This window comes from Hymenobacter sediminis, from assembly GCF_003231285.1.
GTDB classification, from domain to species: domain Bacteria; phylum Bacteroidota; class Bacteroidia; order Cytophagales; family Hymenobacteraceae; genus Hymenobacter; species Hymenobacter sediminis.
Window position 1 is genome coordinate 64,056 of the sequence record NZ_QKNS01000003.1, and the last position, 18,406, is coordinate 82,461.

Below are 18,406 nucleotides of genomic sequence, written 5' to 3' on the forward strand. Positions count from 1 at the left end.
CTTCGACAAGCTCAGAATGACACGTTCTTTTGGCTGGACAATGACAAGCGCACCTGTTCCATCAAACCCTCTGAAAACCAAAACCGGCCCCATCAGCAAAATATCTGCTGACGGAGCCGGTCTTAAGGCTGAACAAACTATCTAAGGTTACTGAGGCTGCGCGAACCGCTGCCCAAAAAAGTCGCCGGGGTTCCAGGTGGGGCGCTGGGGGTTCTGAGCTACCAGGTAGCCAATGAGGAAATTCAGCTGCACGTACTTCTTGCCGGCTTCAAAGTCGAAGGTGCCGTTGATGTCGTCCTGGGGTTTGTGGTAGGTGAGGGCCCGCCACTTCTGCACCTGCTCGCTGAGGTTGTTTTTGCCGTCGGGGGTGCGGTTGCCGTACTTGATGTGCAAGGCTGGAATGCCCTGAGCCACGAAGCTGTACTGGTCAGAGCGAATAAAGCGGTTCTGGTCGGGCTCGGGGTCTTCTTCCACCGTTAGGCCCAGGTAGCGGGCCGCTTCATCTACTGGCTGGGCCAGTGTGGAGTGGCGGGCTCCCAGCGGTACTACGGACAGCAGCGGCGCAATAATAGTGGGCATATCGGTATTCACATCGGCCACCAACGCGGTTTTAGGCACCGTGGGCCGGGCCGCAAAATAAGCCGAGCCCAGCAGGCCCAACTCTTCGCCGGTCTGAAGCACCAGCAGTACGCTGCGCTTGGGCTTTTGCTTGATGTTGGAGTACAGGCGGGCAATTTCCAGCACCGAGGCCACCCCAGAGGCATTGTCGTGGGCGCCGTTGTAAATAGAGTCGCCCTTCACCGGTGCGCCTACCCCCAGGTGGTCGAGGTGGGCCGAGTGCACCACGTACTCTTGGCGCAGGGCAGCATCGGAGCCGGTAATTTTTCCTACCACATTGTAGCTCTCAAAGTCCTGGTAGCCCGATTCCCAGCTGGCAGCCAGCGTACCGCGCAGCGCCACCGGCGCGGGTTGGCCCTGGCGGAGGCTGCTCATGACCTTGGCCGTATCGGAAGCTGAATTTAGCAGCAGTGTCTGCAGCCCGGCCGCCGACAAAGTACCCGTCATGCCTACCCCCGAGCCGCTGATAAACCCGCGGGCGGCGGCTACCTTTCCATCGGCCCCCAGCACGCTGGTGGTGGTAATGGGTCGGGCCGCGGCGGCAGCAGTTACTGCCGCCGGAACTGGGCGGGCTGAAGCGAACAGCACCCCAACCGCGCCGTGGCGGGCCGCCGTTTGCACCAGCAAGGTCTGGTCCTGGCTGGCCGAGGCGACTGTGCTCGGGAAGCTGCGGGGAGCACCGCGTACAATCACCACTACCTTGCCCTTCACGTCGAGGCCCTGGTAGTCGTCATAGCCTTGGTCAGGGGCCGAGATACCGTAGCCGGCGAAAGCTAGCCCCGTGGGCGCGAGGCGGGAGCTGGGCTGCTCGGGGTGAGGGTAAAGGTGTACCTCGGCTGGGGCCAGAGGTAGGCTACCCCCCGCAGGCTGATACGTGATGGTAGCACCGGGCTTGGTGGTAGCGCGCCGCAGCCGCACCCGCTGGGTAAAGCCACCATCCTCGCCGGCCGGCTCCACGCCGAAGCGCTTGAGCTGGCCGGTTACATAATCAACGGCCATTTGGTAGCCGGGCGTGCCGGGCTTGCGGCCCAGTAACCGGTCATCGGCCAGGTACTGAATATGGGCCTTAATATCCTCGGGCTTTACTTTGGTCAGGGCTTTGGCTACCGGTTTGGGCACCGGGGCAGAGGTTTGAGCAGAAGCCGGGGCGGTAAGCAAGATACCAGCGGCCAGCAGCAGGGGCAGTTGTTTCATCGGTCCAAAATACGCAATAGCCCCACCAGTGGCTGCTTGCTACCTGGTGGGGCTAAGAAAAAGAGTGGCTATGATTTCCCGCGATAAACAGTAGCGGGCTAAAGATGAATGGTTTCGGCTACGCGGCAGCCTGGGTCTGTTCCAGGTCCTTGAGTAAGGCTTCAATGCGGGCGGCGTGGGCATCGAGGCGCTCCAGGCCGGCCCGGGCTTCTTCCAGTTGTCCGCGCTGGTACTGTTGCACGAGGCTGCGGCCGGTATCAATCATGCGGACGAGCTCCTGCTCCAGGCGCTGCACGGGCAGCACGGCGCCGTAGCGGGGCTTTACCACGGTGTTCAGCCACTCGCCTAAAGGGTTCAGGGGTAGGGAAAACAGGTCGGGGTCGGGTTCCCGCACGCCGTAGAGCACGGAGCGCAGCCGCGACTTAAACAGCACCTGCTTGATGCGGGCCTGCTGAAAATCGAGGTTAGTTAACTCCATAACGGACGGGATGTACTAAGAAAAGAGAGGGGAGGGAGAGTGTGCATTAGTGGCCCGCGTTTTCCAGTGCCTGCCGGGCCGCTACCAGGGCCGTGACGTCGTAAGCAAACACGGTAATGCCGGCTTTCTGGCCCTGCTCTTCGAAGAGCTGATACGTGAAGTTGAGGTAGCTGCGCTTGAGCTGCCCGTTGCCATCGTGGTCAAGGTCGATCTGCACTTCATTGCCTACGAAGGTCTGACCAGTGGTATATACGCCGTTCAGCAAATCCAGAAAGCCCTGTTCGATAACCTCCGGAAGAGCTTGGGCTACAGTTTGGCCCACTAGCTGGCGGTTGGGGAACAGGCGCTGGTAGGGCGGGTTCACAAACTCGAAGCGGTGCTCGGGGCCACGCAGGATGCAGATCAGCGCCGGCGTCTGCATAAACAGACTGTAGAACGTTTCGCGCTGACGATGAACTTCCTGATAAGCCTGGTACGCCTGATCCGAGAGCAGAGCCTGCTGCTCATTTTGCTCCAGCAGCTCCTGCACCATCAGTTTCTGGTCGTGAATATCGGTGCCGCAACCTACCCACATAGTTACTTCGCCGGCCTCATTGCGGCGCGGCACGGCCCGGACGAGCACCCACCGGTACTGTCCATCGTGGCGGCGCAAGCGGTATTCCATCTGCAACTCAGTGCTTTGCTCGCGGGCCTGGTTCCAGAGGCGAGTGGCAGTGGCTACATCGTCGGGATGAACGCTACGTACCCAGCCCTGGCCAATGCACTCGGCCAGCGAGTTGCCGGTAAAGTCCAGCCAGCGCGGGTTGAAATAATCGGCCTCGCCGCTGGGCACGTTAGTCCACACCATCACGGGTAGGGACTCCAGAATAAAGCGGGTGCGCTCTTGCTGCTCGGCCAGCTCGCGCTGGGCCTGCTGGTGACGCAGCTCGGCGTGGTAGCGCTCCGTTACGTCCTGGGTGCGCTGCAGAATAAACTCCAGCGCGCCGTTTTCATCCAGAATGGGGTAGTGAGTGGCTTCCCAATAGCGCTCCTCCAGGCCGCCACCTTGTTCCAGGGGCCGCTCCAGATCGTAGCGAATCAGGGGCATGGTGTGGGGCTGGTGGTGGCGGCGCACATGCTCGTGCGATTCGCGAATGGTAGCCGCCGATTCCTCATCAGAGGAGGGGTAGGCCTCAAAGAATGGTTTGCCGACGGCTTCTTCCCGGCTTTTCATGGATACCCCAACGTGGCTGTTGGTGTTGTCCACAATGGTAGCCGCCTCATCTGGGGCAATTAGCAGGAAGCTGTCGGGTAGGGAGTGGAAAAGCTTTTGGTAATCAACCGGAAAGGCGGGAACAGGCATGGTCGGGATGGGCAGATAAAAGTGGCGCGCACGCTGGCCAGAGCAACAACAAAGCTACAAGCCAATATTTCGGTAAAAAAGCGCTACGGTACTTAAACAAGGTAAACTATCCAAAATGTTATACTGCTACCTCGGCAGTAAGTTCGCCCGTTAATGGAAATTACTGTTCAGCTTAACTGCCAGGCAGCAAGCAGGCCGTTAGACGTTCATTTTGGTGGAAGCCACAAGCCAATCAGGCCCGAATCATGTGAATGTGTGGGATGCCGTCTTCGAGGTAGCCTTCGCCTACTTGCCGGAAGCCGAAGCTTTCATAGAACTTCTGGAGGTAGAGCTGGGCTCCGATCTGAATGGGCTGCTCGCCAAACAGGGTAGCTACTGCTGCTATAGACTCCTGCAGCAGCACGCGCCCCAGGCCGTAGCGCCGGTATTTGGGTGATACTACCACCCGCCCAATGCTGGCCTCGGGGTAGCTGATGCCTACCCCGAAAAGACGGGTGTAGGCGGCCAGCTCGCCGGTTTCAGTGTAGCCCAAAAGGTGATAAGCGACCTGGTCCTGCCCGTCAATGTCCTGAAAAGCGCAGGTTTGCTCCACTACAAATACTTCGGAGCGCAGCTGCAGCAGGGCGTACAGTTCGGCAAGAGTGAGGGCCTCGAAAGGCTTGGTAGTCCAGGTTAAGGTCATGAGTCGGCGGCAAAATTAGGGCACAAAAATAGCAGGCCACCCCAGCAAAAAGACTCTGCTTTATTCTCTTAGGCGAGAAAAGCAGAGTCTTTCCACGGGTTAGCAGGGGTAGGGCACGGCCAGCACTACTCTTGCCAGGGCCAACGCCAGCGGTAGGTGCGGGGCCTGGCTTGGGGCTTCTGGGTGGCTGGGCCAGCTACCTGCACATCCCACACCAAGCCCAGCCGCCGCAGCACGGTAATCAGATGCCAGCCCAAATCCAGCTCATACCACTCGGTGCCCATTTTAGCAGAGCTGGGGTGAGCGTGATGGTTGTTGTGAAACCCTTCGCCAAAAGACAGCGCACCCAGCACGAAGTTGTTGTAGCCGTGTTCCGTAGCGCGTTCAATGTCGTAGCGGGCGTAGCCGTACTTGTGAGATACGAAGCCCACAAACCAGTGCCCCAGAATAGTGACGCTGATGCGTAGGCAAACGCACACAATCATAGCTTCGAAGCTGAAAAAAGCCCAAATCAGGCCGGCGGCAGCTAGCACATGCCAGTACCAGGTCCGTTCCAGAAAGCGCAGCCACGGGTCGTGGAGGTCTTCGGGCGGAATAGCGTAGCGGGCTTCATCGGCGGGGCGCAGAGCCAAGTGTAGGTTCCAGCCATAGTCGCGTAGCAGGGAGTGGTCGTAGCGGAAGTAGGCTGGGCAGTCGGAACGGTTTTGCCAGTAGTCGCGGTAGTAGTGCACCCGCACCCAGGAGAGCGGGCCGCCGAGCCCTGAGTGCACAAAGCAATAAGCCAGCGCGCCGCGGGTAAAGCGGGAGCAACGGTAGGCCCGGTGAATAATGCCCCGGTGCAAGCCAATGGAGTGTCCGAGCCCTACCGTGATGATAGTGAGCAGAACGGACGCTAAACTGCGCGACAAGGATAAGGAAGACCAGCCCCACCAGGCGGCGGGCACCAGCATCAGGTAGAGCCACCCAGACTTGAGCCAGCCCGGCACTAGCCGGTCGCCGGCTGCAACGCTGGCGGTAGAATTAAACAACGGCATACACGATGTAGGATATAGTAAAACAGAATTTCTGTATCGAAGATAACTAGCCAGCGGAGCTCAGCAATGGAGGGCGCAGAAACTCTTGGGCACATCGTGGCTGGGCGTGGCTGCTCTCATTTGTTCCGGCATTTTCCGGGCCGCGCCCGTATAGCCTACGTTGATTTTGCCGCCGCTACCCGCGGCCTTACTACTTCATGCTATGGACTATATCCGCTTGGGGGCCACTGGCCTCAAGGTTTCCCGCATCTGCCTAGGCACCATGACCTACGGCACGCCCACCGAGCGTTGGCCCTGGGCCCTAAATGAGGAGCAAAGCCGCCCCTTTATTCAGCAGGCCCTGGAGCTGGGCATCAACTTCTTCGACACCGCCGACGTGTACTCCAACGGAGCCAGCGAGGAGGTAGTAGGCCGGGCCCTGCGCGACTTTGCCAAGCGCGACGAGGTAGTACTTGCCACCAAAGTGTATAACCCCATGGGCCCTGGCCCCAACCAGCGGGGCCTCTCGCGCAAACACATCATGAGTGCCATCGATGCCAGCTTAAAACGCCTCGGCACCGATTACGTGGACCTTTACCAGATTCACCGCTGGGATTATGACACGCCCATTGAGGAAACCCTGGAGGCCCTGCACGACGTGGTGAAGGCCGGCAAGGCCCGCTACATCGGGGCCAGCAGCATGTACGCCTGGCAGTTTGCGCAATCCTTGTACTTGGCCGACAAGCACAACTGGACGCGCTTCGTGAGCATGCAGCCCCACTACAACTTGGTGTACCGGGAAGAGGAGCGCGAAATGCTACCCCTGTGCCAGGACCAAAACATCGGCGTGATTCCCTGGTCGCCGCTGGCGCGGGGGCTGCTCACGGGTGGGCGCACCAAGGAGCGCAATGAAACGGAGCGGGCCAAAACCGATGCCTTCGGCAAAAGCCTCTACGGCCGCGATGATGACTTTGCCGTGGCTGACCGCGTGACGGAAATAGCCCAGGAGCGGGGCCTGCCCAACGCCCAAATTGCCCTGGCCTGGATGCTGAGCAAGTCCGTCATTACTGCGCCCATTGTGGGTGCCAGCAAACCCGGCCACCTGCAGGATGCGGTGGCGGCCGTTTCCGTAAAGCTCTCTGAGGAAGAAATCAACCGCTTGGAAGAGCTCTACCAGCCGCACCCCGTGCTGGGCTTCTCATAAAAGCTCAGGTTCCTACCCCATGCTAGCCGCCAAACCCTGGGGCTTCCGGTTTTCTCCTCTCGCTGATTTCATTTCCTGCCTATGAAAACGCTTCTTGTTGCTTTGCTGCTACTAACGGCGGCCGCCTGTTCGCCCGTCCGGGTGGAATCCACTACTCAGGCGCCGGGCGTCGATTTTTCGGCTTATAAAACCTACAACTTTATGGATGTCACGGCCCGTAATGAAGCCGCTTTTGCTGGCGGAGCTGTGGGCATTGAGGAGCTAAAGCAGGCCGTGGGGCGGGAGCTGGAGCGCCGTGGCTACCAGCGCGCCGACTCGCCGGATGTGTGGGTAAATATTGGGGTAGTAACTGAGGAAAAGGTGCAGACCCGCGAAACCAACATTCAGTTTGATGGCCCCCGCTACATTGGGCAGCGCCGCTACCGCTGGGAAAAGCAGAATATACCCGTTGGAACCTACCAGGAAGGCACGGCCACAGTGGATATTGTGGATGCGGCCCGCAACACTCAGGTATGGCAGGGCGTGGCCGCCAGCACGCTTTCCAAAGACCCCGAAAAGCTGGCTGCCCGCATTGATGAGGGCATTGCTACCATGTTCGAAAAGTATCCCGTGCCTCCCCGCCAGTAGCGGTAAATGCACACGGTTGAGCCACCAAATCCGGAAGCGGCTCGTATGACCTGATTAAACTGCTGCCTGGCCTACCTGCAGGTAACCAGCCGGTACATCTAACCTCCCTACTTTCATGTCTAAGAAATCCAACCTCACGGCCCTGATCGGGGCCTCGCTCGTCGGCTTGGCCGCGGCCGTTTACATTAGCCATTCGCAGGGCAGTTGGCCCTTTGCCAGCAAGCAAAGCGAAGGCGAAGAAACTGACTCGGATAGCTCAGCTGCCGATTCTTCCTCGCAACAAGACCAGCAGAGCGCTACGGCGGCCAATGACAAGGGCGCCGCTGCTGATGTAGATGTGGCCCTCACCAATGAGGTAGCCAGCTACACCGAGCACAACCCCAACAACGCCGGCGACTTTACCGACGACGGCGCCACTGGCAACGCCGACTAGCCCTAACTCCCTAGCATAACTTTGCGCCTACTCCTAAGCCGTGGGCGAAAGTCATGACACTTACTTAAACGGCCCCGACTCGCGTAGTCGAGGCCGTTTTTGTTGGGTTGCAGGTTAGTAAAGCTGAGTTTGCTACCGCAAACGATTGGATAGTTTTTCTTCGCTAAAGAGGCTTTCAGAACAAGACAGCAGGTAGGGGAGAGGTCTATATTTGGAAGTAATAGAAGCCTTGAGCGGCTACCCCACGGCGGCATCCGGAGCACAAGATTCCTCCGGCAGCTTCAAGCGGAGGGCCTTCGGCAAAGCTTCAATTTTCGAACTGTCATCTTCCTTTTACCTTAAATTCCCCACAGTGTCCTTGAAAAAACTGCCCCGCTATTTCAAGCCTTCTCTGGCTCTGCTCGTGCCCCTGGTCCTGGGTAGCGCCTGCCAAAGCAACTCCAACACGGCGGCCTCCGGCGAAAACGGTGCCGCAGCTGATAGCACCGCCCAGGCTTCTGCTGCCAACAACTCGGCGGGCAACGGCAAAAAGTACCTCGCGCAGCCGCTGGTGAAAGACATCTACACCGCCGACCCCTCGGCCCACGTCTTCAACGGCCGCATCTATATCTACCCCTCGCACGACATTGAGACGGGGATGCCGGAAAACGACAACGGCGACCATTTCGCCATGCGCGACTACCACATTCTGTCCATGGACAGCGTGGGCGGCAAGGTAACGGACCACGGCGTGGCCCTCGATGTGAAAGATGTGCCCTGGGCTGGCCGCCAGATGTGGGCCCCCGACGCGGCCTTCAAAAACGGCAAGTACTACTTCTACTTCCCCGTAAAAGACAAGCAGGATGTGTTCCGGATTGGGGTAGCTACCAGCACCTCGCCTACGGGACCCTTCAAGGCTGAGCCCAAGCCCATTGAAGGCAGCTTCAGCATCGACCCCGTCGTGTTCGAGGACACCGATGGCACCTCCTACATGTACGTGGGCGGCATCTGGGGCGGACAGCTGCAGCGCTGGAAAACCGGCAAGTACGATGCCAGCGTGAAGCCCGAACCAGCCCCCAACGAGCCGGCCCTGGGGCCAAAAGTGGCCAAAATGAGCAATGATATGCTCAGCTTCGCCGAGCCAGTGAAAGAGGTGAAGATCCTGGATGAAAACGGCAAGCCCCTGCTGTCCGGCGACAACAAGCGCCGCTTCTTCGAGGGAGCCTGGATGCACAAGTACCAGGGCAAGTACTACCTCACGTACTCTACCGGCGATACTCACCTGCTGGTGTACGCTACTTCCGCTTCGCCCTACGGTCCCTTCACCTACAAAGGCGTTATCATGAACCCCGTGGAAGGCTGGACCACCCACCACTCCATCATCGAGAAGGACGGCAAGTGGTACATTTTCTACCACGACACGCAGCTCTCGGGCAAAACCTGGCTGCGCAACGTGAAAGTAACCGAGCTAAAGCGCACCCCGGACGGCGGCTTCGAAACCATCAATCCGTAAGCGTTTCCCTACCCACGAAAAAGGCCCGAACCTGCTACAGGTTCGGGCCTTTTCTTTGGAGGCAATGGGTACTACCTACTTAAGAAGCGCGAAATAGAGCTAACAACTAGCTCCCCTCCTCAGATGAGGAGGGGTAGGGGGTGGTTGACCACTCATTGAACGACTTACTAGCTCTAGTTTTCTATTTCTAATCTTTCAACCACCCTCAACCCCACGCCGCTTGATGCGCGGAATCATCTGAGGAGGGGAGCTAGTTGTTAGTTTGCGCTACTTACTATTCGTTTTATCAAGCACGGCTACCACATCTTTGGTGGAAACCTTCTGGCCGGTGGCGGCGGCGCGGTAAATGGCTTGCAGCAGCTGAATGTCGCGGAGGCCCATTTCACCGGGCACGCGGGTGGGCTTGTTGTTCAGCACGCAGTCGGCGAAGTCGTCCATTTGGCGTGCCTGCTGGGGCACGTTCTCGATGTTCATGGGGCCCTGGCTGGTGCGGCCCTGCAAGCCACCGTAGCCAAAAGCTGGTTGCAGCTCCATGAAGCCCTTGGCGGTTTCGGCCCGCAGGCGGCTGTTGAGGTTTTCGGCGTAGCTGGTGCGGCAATCGGCTACCGAGCCATCGGCAAACTGCATCTGCCAGTTCACGCCGGCCTCCACTTCCTTGAACAGCCCTTTGGGGTCGGGGTTGGGCGCCAGCTTGGCCGTGACCGAAACCGGAAGCTGGCCTTTGGTATAGATGACGCCCTGCACGCAGTAAATGCCCATGTCCATGAGGGGCCCGCCGCCGGCTAGCTCCTTATCCACGCGCCAGGGGGTGTCGTTGTTGAAGCGGAAGCCGTTGTCGGCCACTAGGTGCTTGATGGGGCCCAGGGTCTGCTGCTGGCCCAGGCGCATCATTTCCTGGTGGTGGGGCTCGAAGTGCAGGCGGTAACCGATACTGAACTTCTTACCCGCCTTCTGCATGGCCGAAATCATGCGGCGACACTCCTCGGCGGTGGGTGCCATGGGCTTCTCGCAGATAACGTGCTTGCCGGCCCGGGCGGCCCGCTCCACGTACTCGGCGTGCATGCCTACCGGCAGCACCACATACACAATGTCAATGTCGGGGTTGTCGACGATGCGGTCAAAGGATTTGTAATCGTAGATGTTTTTGTCGGGCAGGCTGTACTGCTGTTTCCACTTGGCCGCCTTGTCCGGGGAGCCCGTCACGATGCCCGCCAGCTTGCAGAGCTTGGTTTGCTGCAGGGCCGGGGCCAACTGCCCCGTGCTGTATTTGCCCAGGCCTACCAGGGCCACCCCCAACTGCTTGCCACTCTGCAGCGCTTCCAAGCTAGCGGGCCCGTAGCTGATTTCCTCCAGCCACGAAAGCGGTCCGCCCACCGCCGATGCACCCACCAGGGTAGCCCCCAGCCCCAGCGAAAACGTGCGCATAAATTCCCGGCGCCCGGCCGGATTCCCATCCCATGATTTCATAGCTCAAGCAGGTTAGTTTCAGGAAGTAGGTACCGGCTTTACTGCCTATGGGTTGCGAGGCTGCAAGGCTTTATAGAAAGCTGATTTAAAGAAGCGGCAGTGCAAACCAGGTACAATATCCCACCGCTCGCCTCTCCTTCTGAAATATTTAATCGGTGTCATGTTTTATTCCGGGGCAGTCAAGCTGCTCCAGCGCACCTATACAGCATACACAACAGGCAGTACCTAGCAGCGCAGACTAGTTATTTCCAGTCACAGTCAGGGGTTGTTGCAATGTTATTGCAAATGAATCTTTGTTGCATTTATTAATTTCTTATAGTTTTGCCTAGCATGGATAGTAGGCCTAGGATGGGCACTTGAAGCCATTGCTACCCCATACTCAGCATGCAACATAGAATGGCTTATACCTGGCTCCGGCTGATGCAACTGGTAGTAATTCTGCTATTGAGTTGTGCTGTTACCCCTGCCAAGAGCCAAACAAGCCTGCTGCGGGGAAAAATAACCGACGAGCACGAGCGGCCACTGTCGGGCGTCAGTCTGCACCTGAGCCCGGCTCAGTTAGCCACGCAAAGCGACGAAAATGGCAGCTTCCTTTTTACAGATCTGCCTCAGGGGACCTATACTCTCACGGCTTCTTCGGTGGGCTATGTCTCGCAGTACCTTGCCTTGGTGGTGCATAACACTTCCAAGCCCCTGCGCATCCGGCTAAAGCCGGCAGTGCAGGCACTTGGAAATGTGGTGGTGCAAGCCGATCAGGCTGGCTTTCGGCAGCGGGAAGAGTCGTTAAACCTGGAGGTGGTGGACCGCGCCTTTCTGCAGCGCCACCGAGGTGGCAGCCTGATGCAGACCCTTGAGCGCCTGCCGGGCGTCAAAACCATCGGTATTGGCTCGGGGCAGTCGAAACCCCTGATTCGGGGATTAGGCTTCAACCGGGTGGTAGTGGTGGAGAATGGCGTGAAGCACGAAGGCCAGCAGTGGGGCGCCGACCACGGCCTAGAAATCGACCAGTTTGCCGCCGAGCAGGTAGATATTCTCAAAGGAGCTGCCTCCTTCGTGTACGGCTCTGATGCCATAGGCGGCGCCATTGCCGTGCAGCCGGCACCGGTACCGGCCCCGCACATGGCAGGCGGCTCCGTGGACCTCATTGGCAAAAGCAACAGCGCCCTCTACGGGACGTCCGCCAACTTATTTGGGCGCGGGCAGCGCTGGTTTGCCGCGGCGCGCGCTACCTACCAAAGCTACGGCGACTACCGCGTGCCCACCGACCGAATTTTTGTGTACGATTACGCCGTGCCACTACGTAAAGGCCAACTGCGCAACACGGCGGGCCGCGAAACGGGGCTACACCTGCACACGGGCTACGTGGGGGAGCAGTTTCGCTCGGTGTTCTACCTAAGTCAGGTGGCCAGCCGCAGCGGATTCTTTGCCAACGCCCATGGGCTGGAGCCGCGCCGCGTGGATACCGACCTGCACGATGCTTCCCCCCGGGATATACTACTGCCACGCCAGCAGGTAACCCACCGGAAACTCATCAACCGCAGCCAGTACCAACTACCCGGCACGGGGCATCGGCTGGAAGCTGAACTGGGCTACCAGCACAACTTCCGGCAGGAGTTCAGCCCATACGTCAACCACGGCTACATGCCTCCGCTCTACCCCAGGGACCTAGCTATTCCGGCTGAGCTGGAGCGGGAGTTTGACAAGCATGTGTACTCAGGTAATCTGCGGGCCGCCTTGGCCCTAGGGCGCCACGCCTTGGTAGTGGGCCTGAACGGCGAGCGGCAAAACAACACCATCAACGGCTGGAGCTTTCTGGTGCCAGCCTTCCGCCAGCAAACGGCGGGGGGCTTTGCCTACGACAAATTTCAACTCAACGAGCACACCCTGTTGCACGGGGCCATCCGCTACGACTATACCCACCTGCGCACCAACTCCTACACCGACTGGTTTCCTTCTGCTACCCCTACCAGCGCCGGGGACCTTAGCGAGAAGCTAGTGCGGGCTCAGGGTCTGGACCGCTCGTTCAATAGCTTAGTCTGGTCAGTAGGCATTAACTACAACCCGGGGCGATTTAGCCTAAAGGGCAACGTAGGCAAAAGCTTTCGGGTGCCTATTGCCAAGGAGCTGGCCGCCAACGGCGTAAACTATCACTACTTCAGTTATGAACGTGGCAACCCCACCCTGAACCCCGAGCAGTCCTATCAGCTGGATGTAAGCCTGGGGTGGAAGCAGGAAAAGTGGTCGGTGCAGCTTAGTCCGTTCTTCAACTACTTTCCCAACTACATCTACCTGAACCCTACCGCCGAGCACGACTATTACTACGGGGCCGGCAACCAGGTATTTGAGTACGCCCAGAGCCGGGTGCGGCGCTACGGCGGCGAGGTGCAGCTCCGGTACCAGCTGCTGCCCAGCCTTAGCACCGAGCTACTAGGCGAGTACTTGCGCGCTACCCAGCTCTCGGGGGCTAAGCGCGGTTTCACCCTGCCTTTTTCGCCCCCTGCCTCAGCCGTGCTGAACCTTACCTGGGCACCGCGCACAGGGGTAGGTAGGCCATCCGAGAGCTATGTGGGGGTGGACTACCGCCTCACTTCCCAGCAGCAGAGCATTGTGCCGCCCGAAAGAAAAACGCCGGGCTACCAGGTCCTTACTCTACAAGCGGGTACCAACCTGCGCTTCGGGCAGCAGCCGCTACTGCTGAGCCTGCAGGTACAGAACGCGCTGAATACGCGCTACCTGAACCACACCAGCTTCTACCGGCTGATTGGGCTGCCTGAGGCCGGGCGCAATGTCATTCTCAGTCTTAAAATACCCTTCACCATGACCCCAACCATTCATGAAAAAAACTAATCACTTCTCGTACCATCTGGCGTCGGCGCTTCACGCCACGCGTACGCTGCTGTCGTTGTTGCTGTTTGCTACTTTGTTTACGGCCTGTAACGATGACGACGAGCCCGAACCGGCTGCCCAACCTACTATCAGCAACGTTGAAATTGGCTTGGGCAACAACGGTATCGGTGAGATTGGTGATGACTTCCACTTGAACGTCGACATTGTAGCTGGCGACAAAATTGACCTGGTGCAGGTCAAAATACAGCAGCGTGCGGGCGAAACCTACACCAAGCCGTGGCAGCATGAGATTACCTGGGAGCAGTTCAAAGGAGCCAAAAACACGACCGTGCATAAGCACTTTACTATCCCAGCCGACGCTCCCGAAGGCAAATACGACTTCTGGATCATCGTCACGGACGAGAACGGGGCTAAGCTGGAAGAGAAACGGGAGATCAGCCTGTGGCAGGAAGCGAACTTGCCCGTGAACCCGCAACTGGCCTTCTTTACCATTTACACCAACGACGAAAATTTGGCTTTCTATGATCAGGGCGCCTTCAAACCCGGTGCTAAACTGAAGAGAAACGACAAGTTTACTTCGCATGCAGCCCTCTCGGGCGTGAAAGGCGACGGCAAGATGTACCTGCTGCTGATCAACAAAAAGCTGAACCACCGCCCCGAATCCATCGAACAGATCGACTTTAGCAAGGCTATTGTGTATGACGTGTATGAACACAAGAATATGGCTACGTCAGGCACCTTTTCCAACAATGTCTTCGATATAGAAACCTATACTATAGTACGCGGCTGGCCTAACTTCACCATCGGCGCTGCTACCGATAACAACGCGCCGACGCCAAACCCAATCAATGGCACAAAGGCGTGGGAATCGGGTACCTACTACTATGGAGTAGTCTACAAGAATACCACCTATAACATGAGCTTCTTCCACTACATCGAAGTGCCGGTTGAACTCTAATGGAGCAGGCGGCCACAGTACCGCCGCCTGCTTCACTACTATCCTGCAACAACAGGTATTGGTAAGCCGGCTACCCCGCTAGGGACGGCCAATGGCAAAGCCCTGTTGTTGCAGGGCAGTAGCGAAACTTCTAGATCATCATGAAAATACATTTGCTCTACGCCGCCGTAGCGGCCCTGACGTGCGTCGCCGGCTGCTCGGAAGATGAAAAGGAAGTAATCGATACAGAGTACCCCGTTATTGCCGTTGACGCGGCAGATGCATTTCCCAAACAGTGCAGCACGCTCAAGCGCGGACAGTCCTTTACTTTCCGCGCCTCCCTCAGCGACAATGTGCGGCTTGGCTCAGTCAGCGTGGATGTTCACCACAACTTCGACCATCACACCCATAGTACGGAGGTAATCGAGTGCAACATGGAGCCCGTGAAGCGGCCTGTAAATCCGTTTCTGCTGATCAAGAGCTTTCCTATTCCGGAAGGCTTGCAGCAGTATCAGACTGCCTTCGAGCTAGCCGTGCCTGCTGATGTTGACCCCGGCGACTATCATTTCTTAATCCGACTGACCGACCAGGAAGGCTGGCAAACGGTGAAAGGCCTTAGTATTAAGATTGAGTAAGGGGTAGGAGCACGTTGTGGTCGCAACGACCACGGCCGAAACCTACTACCATCAGCCCAACGATAATCCCTACCTCGATTACACTACGCCGCCGTTTCGGAGGTAGCATTGCTTAACCCATTAACGACCAGCGGTACTACCCCCAGCCCCAGCACCACCCGGCGGTATCGCCCCAGAATACCCGGCACTAGGCTGCTGATAGCCAGAAACAGGGGCGCTCCAATAAGGCCAATTCGGATGTGGGTGCGGAAGCTGATGCGCGGGAAAGGGCCAGGCGGCGGAAAGTTGGTGATAGCAGCCGTGGTGCCTTCCAGCAGGCCATTGCTGGCAATCAGCAAGGCGGCTGGGCGGTTGCGGGGCCACATCCAGGCCGCCAGCCCCAGAATAGCCGGAAAAGCCAGGGCATCGAAATAGGCGTGGGCGCGGGGCAAAATAGGCCGCGGCCACCGGCTAGCCCGCGAAGTAGCCGGTACCGGCTCATTGCGTTTGGGGTTGGTTGGTGCGGGCATAGCCAACGGACTAAACTAGCTTTGAGTACTTACAGCGGGTTCCACGGGGGTAGGGGCAGCCTCCGCTGCGGTAGCTTGGCTGGTGCCGTGGCCGTTGCGGCGCTTGGTGAGCATCCAGGCGGCGGTGCCCAGGCCAGCTACGGCAGCAGCGGCCAGCAATGGGTGCTTTTCGGCCTGCACGTACAGGCTGCCCGAGCGGAACCAGCCCTCGTGGGAGCCGCGCTCCTGCAGGCCGTAGCCGGCCTGGTGCAGGGCGCTGGTTTCGGAGTTGCGGGAGGGGCGCTTGGGGTCAATCTGGGTAGGGTAGATGAGGGCTTCCATCACCTTATCCATGATGCGCGGGGCCAGGTGGCCGGCCAGCGTGAGAGCTTTAGCCTGGAAACCCACGTACATGTCACGGCGGGGGTGGGCGGCGGCAAACAGAATGGCATCGGCTACGGCCTCGGGCGGGTACACCATGCCACGGTGTGCCACCTGGTGCTCAAAGTAGCTCTGGGCGTGTTCGTTGTAGGGCGTGTCGATGCGGCCGGGGTGAATGAGCGTGACGGAAACGGGGGCTTTTTCTACCTCCAATTCCATGCGCAAGGCATTGGTCCAGCCGTGCAGGGCATGCTTGCTGGCGCAGTACGTGGACTGCACCGGCGTGGCCCGGTCGCCGAAAAAGCTGCCTATGTTGATGAGGGCGCCCGGCTCGTGGCGGCGCTTGTAGTGCTGCACGGCCAGCCGCGAGCCGTACACCACGCCCCAATAGTTCGTATCGAACATGCGCTTCATGTCCGGAATGCTTACCTCGTCGCAGTGGCCGAAGATGGAAACGCCCGCGTTGTTCACCCAGGTATCAAAGCCCCCGAACTCGGCGGTGGCCGCTGCGGCCAGCCGGGCCATGTCTTCCTCGTTGCCTACATCGGTAGGCACGGCCAAGGCATGTCCGCCCTGGCTGTTGATCTCTTCAGCCAACTGGCGAATGGCGTCGGCGTTGCGGGCGGCCAGCACCACACGGGCCCCCTTGCGGGCCGCCATACGTGCCGTTACGAGCCCAATGCCGCTGGAAGCGCCGGTAATGACAATGGTTTGCTGATGAAGCGGTTTGAGCTTAAGGTTCAGGCTGTTCATGGGGGTAGCAGGTAAGAGGGCGGAAGAAAAGCGGCGCGGCATTCAGGAGAAAGCCCGAATGCCGCGCCCTAATTGCCCTTAGCCTACGCGCTGAAAAGCAAGGTGTTATAGTCGAGTATTGAATAAAAAGCCGCTAAGCTGAACCCTACATGACTCATTCTCTACCCCTTGCACTGTTCCGCAACCCTGCTTCAGCGAGCCACTTCCTACTCCCTTTCTACCCTTACAAACCACGTACGTACGCAGCCATTTTCTCACGGGTAGCTTCGTCCGGTAGTGGTCCTTCGGCGGCCCGGAGGTTGTCCTGAAGGTGGGCGGGATTGCTGGTTCCGGGTATCACGCACGTCACGGCAGGATGGGAGAGAATAAACTTCAGCAGAAACTGCGGCCAACTACCAATGCCTAGCTCCGTAGCCCAGGGCGGCAGCGCCTTGCCGCGCAGACGGGCCAGCAGGCTGCCTTCCGTAAACGGTCGGTTGATGAGCGTGGCTACCCCCAACTCCGCCGCGGCGGGGAGCAGACGCTGCTCAGCGTGGCGGTCGAGGATGGAGTAGTTGAACTGCACAAAATCCAGCTTTTCCTGGCGCAGCACTCGCTCCAGCTCTGGGTGCATGGCATCGGTATAGTGCGTGATGCCGAGGTAGCGCACCCGGCCCGCAGCCTGCCAGTCGCGCAGGGTAGCCAAGTGGGTTTTCCAGTCGACGAGGTTATGGATTTGCAGCAGGTCGAGGGTAGGGCGGCGCAGCTTGCGCAGAGAGTCTTCCATCTGCCGGATACCCGCCTCCCGCCCCTGGGTCCAGACTTTGGTGGCGTAGAAAAACTCATGTTGCGCGGGCAGCGCACTGGTCAGCTCGCCTACTACCTCCTCCGCCCGCCCGTACATCGGCGACGAATCAATAACGCTACCCCCGGCAGCGCGCAGGGTCTCCAGTGTCTGGCGCAGCGGCGGATGGCCGGCCGCCCCGCGCACGTCAAACGTCTGCCAGGTTCCCAGCCCCACCACGGGTAGGGGCTCCTGGCTGGAAGGAATAAGGCGGGTGAGCATTAGGAGGTGACTGGTGATGAGGTGAATAGTGACAGTATATTCTAGTAGTCGGCTTGCACAACTACCAGACTGGTTAGTACGCACCTCCCTGCGGAATCGTGGCAGCCTCCGTGTATCTTGTCAAGGCAATAAGCAGCACGGAATGCGTGCCGGCGTGATAAATAGCTTTAATAGAATGAAATACACCAAACTATCCGAGCACATATTCACCGTTGAAGATTTTCTATCGAGAAAGGAGTGCCTGGATTATATCGTGCTTAGTGAGGGCATCGGCTACGAATTAGCCAAAGTCAATACCGCCGGCGGAGCCCGGGTAAAAACGGGAGTTCGGAATAACAACCGCGCTTTTCACCGCAGCGAAGAACTGGCCCAAACTATCTGGGAAAAAGGCCAGCCTTTTATTCCTGCGCACCTAGGCAACAGCACGGCTATCGGCCTCAACGAGCTATTCCGTTTCTACCGCTACCAGCGGGGGCATCAGTTCAAGGGTCACTTCGACGAGAGCTATGTTCGCAACGAGGAAGAGGCTAGCTACTTCACGTTCATGGTGTACCTGAACGACAATTTCCAGGGCGGCGACACCACCTTTCGGGGGTTGCGCATTCAGCCTAAGCAAGGCATGGCCCTCATCTTTCTGCACAGTCTGTTTCACGAAGGCAGCGAGGTAACGCAGGGCGTGAAATACGTGCTTCGGACCGATGTCATGTACCGTACGCCCAAGGCGTAATCGTTTTACCCAACATGAGGTGCTATGGGCTGCGCGTCAGCTA

General features: G+C 58.7%; 17 protein-coding genes and 1 pseudogene. 9 read left to right on the forward strand and 9 right to left on the reverse strand.

Going from position 1 to position 18,406, the window contains the following annotated elements; all coding sequences use genetic code 11:
• Positions 1-147: 147 nt before the first annotated feature.
• The 5 genes from DNI29_RS09325 to DNI29_RS09345 all read right to left on the reverse strand — a co-directional run bounded on the left by DNI29_RS09325 (position 148) and on the right by DNI29_RS09345 (position 5,348).
• Entirely contained in the window at positions 148-1,812 is a 1,665-nt protein-coding gene (locus tag DNI29_RS09325; RefSeq protein WP_110977841.1) for a M28 family peptidase, read from the reverse strand.
• A 118-nt stretch (positions 1,813-1,930) separates the two neighbouring features.
• Positions 1,931-2,290 (reverse strand): hypothetical protein, encoded by a 360-nt coding sequence (locus DNI29_RS09330; protein WP_110977842.1) that lies wholly within the window; start codon positions 2,288-2,290, stop codon positions 1,931-1,933.
• A gap of 46 nt (positions 2,291-2,336) precedes the next feature.
• Complete coding sequence (locus tag DNI29_RS09335; RefSeq protein WP_110977843.1) at positions 2,337-3,632, reverse strand: PAS domain-containing protein; 1,296 nt, start codon at positions 3,630-3,632, stop codon at positions 2,337-2,339.
• Positions 3,633-3,864: 232 nt separating this feature from the next.
• The gene (locus tag DNI29_RS09340) at positions 3,865-4,314 is read right to left on the reverse strand and encodes a GNAT family N-acetyltransferase (RefSeq protein WP_110977844.1); all 450 of its coding nucleotides are present in this window, start codon (positions 4,312-4,314) and stop codon (positions 3,865-3,867) included.
• 125 nt (positions 4,315-4,439) lie between these two features.
• Complete coding sequence (locus DNI29_RS09345) at positions 4,440-5,348, reverse strand: fatty acid desaturase (protein ID WP_110977845.1); 909 nt, start codon at positions 5,346-5,348, stop codon at positions 4,440-4,442.
• Positions 5,349-5,550: 202 nt separating this feature from the next.
• Here DNI29_RS09345 and DNI29_RS09350 point away from each other — a divergent pair, with 202 nt between their 5' ends.
• The 5 genes and pseudogenes from DNI29_RS09350 to DNI29_RS25330 form a co-directional block, all read left to right on the forward strand.
• Positions 5,551-6,531: an aldo/keto reductase gene (locus tag DNI29_RS09350; protein WP_110977846.1), complete on the forward strand. Its 981-nt coding sequence runs from the start codon at positions 5,551-5,553 to the stop codon at positions 6,529-6,531.
• Positions 6,532-6,612: 81 nt separating this feature from the next.
• Complete coding sequence (locus DNI29_RS09355; protein ID WP_110977847.1) at positions 6,613-7,158, forward strand: DUF4136 domain-containing protein; 546 nt, start codon at positions 6,613-6,615, stop codon at positions 7,156-7,158.
• 115 nt (positions 7,159-7,273) lie between these two features.
• On the forward strand, positions 7,274-7,591 hold the full coding sequence (locus DNI29_RS09360) for a hypothetical protein (protein ID WP_110977848.1): 318 nt from the start codon (positions 7,274-7,276) through the stop codon (positions 7,589-7,591).
• Between the two features lie 358 nt (positions 7,592-7,949).
• On the forward strand, positions 7,950-9,083 hold the full coding sequence (locus tag DNI29_RS09365) for a glycoside hydrolase family 43 protein (protein ID WP_110977849.1): 1,134 nt from the start codon (positions 7,950-7,952) through the stop codon (positions 9,081-9,083).
• Positions 9,084-9,110: 27 nt separating this feature from the next.
• Positions 9,111-9,242, forward strand: a pseudogene (locus DNI29_RS25330) (PEP-CTERM sorting domain-containing protein); the annotation flags it as partial.
• A 108-nt stretch (positions 9,243-9,350) separates the two neighbouring features.
• Here DNI29_RS25330 and DNI29_RS09375 read toward each other — a convergent pair.
• On the reverse strand, positions 9,351-10,550 hold the full coding sequence (locus DNI29_RS09375) for a Gfo/Idh/MocA family protein (protein WP_110977850.1): 1,200 nt from the start codon (positions 10,548-10,550) through the stop codon (positions 9,351-9,353).
• A 384-nt stretch (positions 10,551-10,934) separates the two neighbouring features.
• Here DNI29_RS09375 and DNI29_RS09380 point away from each other — a divergent pair, with 384 nt between their 5' ends.
• The 3 genes from DNI29_RS09380 to DNI29_RS09390 all read left to right on the forward strand — a co-directional run bounded on the left by DNI29_RS09380 (position 10,935) and on the right by DNI29_RS09390 (position 14,969).
• On the forward strand, positions 10,935-13,397 hold the full coding sequence (locus DNI29_RS09380) for a TonB-dependent receptor (RefSeq protein ID WP_202910412.1): 2,463 nt from the start codon (positions 10,935-10,937) through the stop codon (positions 13,395-13,397).
• Positions 13,384-14,355: a DUF4625 domain-containing protein gene (locus DNI29_RS09385; RefSeq protein WP_110977851.1), complete on the forward strand. Its 972-nt coding sequence runs from the start codon at positions 13,384-13,386 to the stop codon at positions 14,353-14,355. Before DNI29_RS09380 ends, DNI29_RS09385 begins: the two co-directional genes overlap by 14 nt.
• Before the next feature lie 140 nt (positions 14,356-14,495).
• Entirely contained in the window at positions 14,496-14,969 is a 474-nt protein-coding gene (locus DNI29_RS09390; RefSeq protein WP_110977852.1) for a DUF4625 domain-containing protein, read from the forward strand.
• Positions 14,970-15,052: 83 nt separating this feature from the next.
• Here the strand turns inward: DNI29_RS09390 and DNI29_RS09395 are convergent, their stop codons facing one another.
• The 3 genes from DNI29_RS09395 to DNI29_RS09405 all read right to left on the reverse strand — a co-directional run bounded on the left by DNI29_RS09395 (position 15,053) and on the right by DNI29_RS09405 (position 17,636).
• Positions 15,053-15,478, reverse strand: a complete 426-nt coding sequence (locus DNI29_RS09395) for a hypothetical protein (protein WP_110977853.1) — start codon at positions 15,476-15,478, stop codon at positions 15,053-15,055.
• Between the two features lie 15 nt (positions 15,479-15,493).
• Positions 15,494-16,591 carry an SDR family oxidoreductase gene (locus DNI29_RS09400; RefSeq protein ID WP_202910414.1) on the reverse strand — a complete coding sequence of 366 codons (1,098 nt, stop codon included), beginning with the start codon at positions 16,589-16,591 and terminating at the stop codon, positions 15,494-15,496.
• Positions 16,592-16,814: 223 nt separating this feature from the next.
• A complete protein-coding gene (locus tag DNI29_RS09405; RefSeq protein WP_110977855.1) occupies positions 16,815-17,636 on the reverse strand; it encodes an aldo/keto reductase in 822 nt (273 codons plus the stop codon).
• A 175-nt stretch (positions 17,637-17,811) separates the two neighbouring features.
• On the opposite strand from DNI29_RS09405, the gene DNI29_RS09410 reads away from it, so the two are divergent.
• Entirely contained in the window at positions 17,812-18,363 is a 552-nt protein-coding gene (locus tag DNI29_RS09410) for a prolyl hydroxylase family protein (protein WP_110977856.1), read from the forward strand.
• Positions 18,364-18,406: the final 43 nt, after the last annotated feature.

What these genes read in the sequence shown, in the direction of transcription:
- DNI29_RS09350 (WP_110977846.1), top strand. Translation starts at nt 5,551, where the DNA reads ATGGACTATATCCGCTTGGGGGCCACTGGCCTCAAGGTTTCCCGCATC.
- DNI29_RS09340 (WP_110977844.1), bottom strand. Translation starts at nt 4,314, where the DNA reads ATGACCTTAACCTGGACTACCAAGCCTTTCGAGGCCCTCACTCTTGCC.
- DNI29_RS09390 (WP_110977852.1), top strand. Translation starts at nt 14,496, where the DNA reads ATGAAAATACATTTGCTCTACGCCGCCGTAGCGGCCCTGACGTGCGTC.
- DNI29_RS09405 (WP_110977855.1), bottom strand. Translation starts at nt 17,636, where the DNA reads ATGCTCACCCGCCTTATTCCTTCCAGCCAGGAGCCCCTACCCGTGGTG.
- DNI29_RS09355 (WP_110977847.1), top strand. Translation starts at nt 6,613, where the DNA reads ATGAAAACGCTTCTTGTTGCTTTGCTGCTACTAACGGCGGCCGCCTGT.
- DNI29_RS09395 (WP_110977853.1), bottom strand. Translation starts at nt 15,478, where the DNA reads ATGCCCGCACCAACCAACCCCAAACGCAATGAGCCGGTACCGGCTACT.
- DNI29_RS09410 (WP_110977856.1), top strand. Translation starts at nt 17,812, where the DNA reads ATGAAATACACCAAACTATCCGAGCACATATTCACCGTTGAAGATTTT.
- DNI29_RS09385 (WP_110977851.1), top strand. Translation starts at nt 13,384, where the DNA reads ATGAAAAAAACTAATCACTTCTCGTACCATCTGGCGTCGGCGCTTCAC.
- DNI29_RS09375 (WP_110977850.1), bottom strand. Translation starts at nt 10,550, where the DNA reads ATGAAATCATGGGATGGGAATCCGGCCGGGCGCCGGGAATTTATGCGC.
- DNI29_RS09325 (WP_110977841.1), bottom strand. Translation starts at nt 1,812, where the DNA reads ATGAAACAACTGCCCCTGCTGCTGGCCGCTGGTATCTTGCTTACCGCC.
- DNI29_RS09335 (WP_110977843.1), bottom strand. Translation starts at nt 3,632, where the DNA reads ATGCCTGTTCCCGCCTTTCCGGTTGATTACCAAAAGCTTTTCCACTCC.
- DNI29_RS09360 (WP_110977848.1), top strand. Translation starts at nt 7,274, where the DNA reads ATGTCTAAGAAATCCAACCTCACGGCCCTGATCGGGGCCTCGCTCGTC.
- DNI29_RS09330 (WP_110977842.1), bottom strand. Translation starts at nt 2,290, where the DNA reads ATGGAGTTAACTAACCTCGATTTTCAGCAGGCCCGCATCAAGCAGGTG.
- DNI29_RS09380 (WP_202910412.1), top strand. Translation starts at nt 10,935, where the DNA reads ATGCAACATAGAATGGCTTATACCTGGCTCCGGCTGATGCAACTGGTA.
- DNI29_RS09400 (WP_202910414.1), bottom strand. Translation starts at nt 16,591, where the DNA reads ATGAACAGCCTGAACCTTAAGCTCAAACCGCTTCATCAGCAAACCATT.
- DNI29_RS09345 (WP_110977845.1), bottom strand. Translation starts at nt 5,348, where the DNA reads ATGCCGTTGTTTAATTCTACCGCCAGCGTTGCAGCCGGCGACCGGCTA.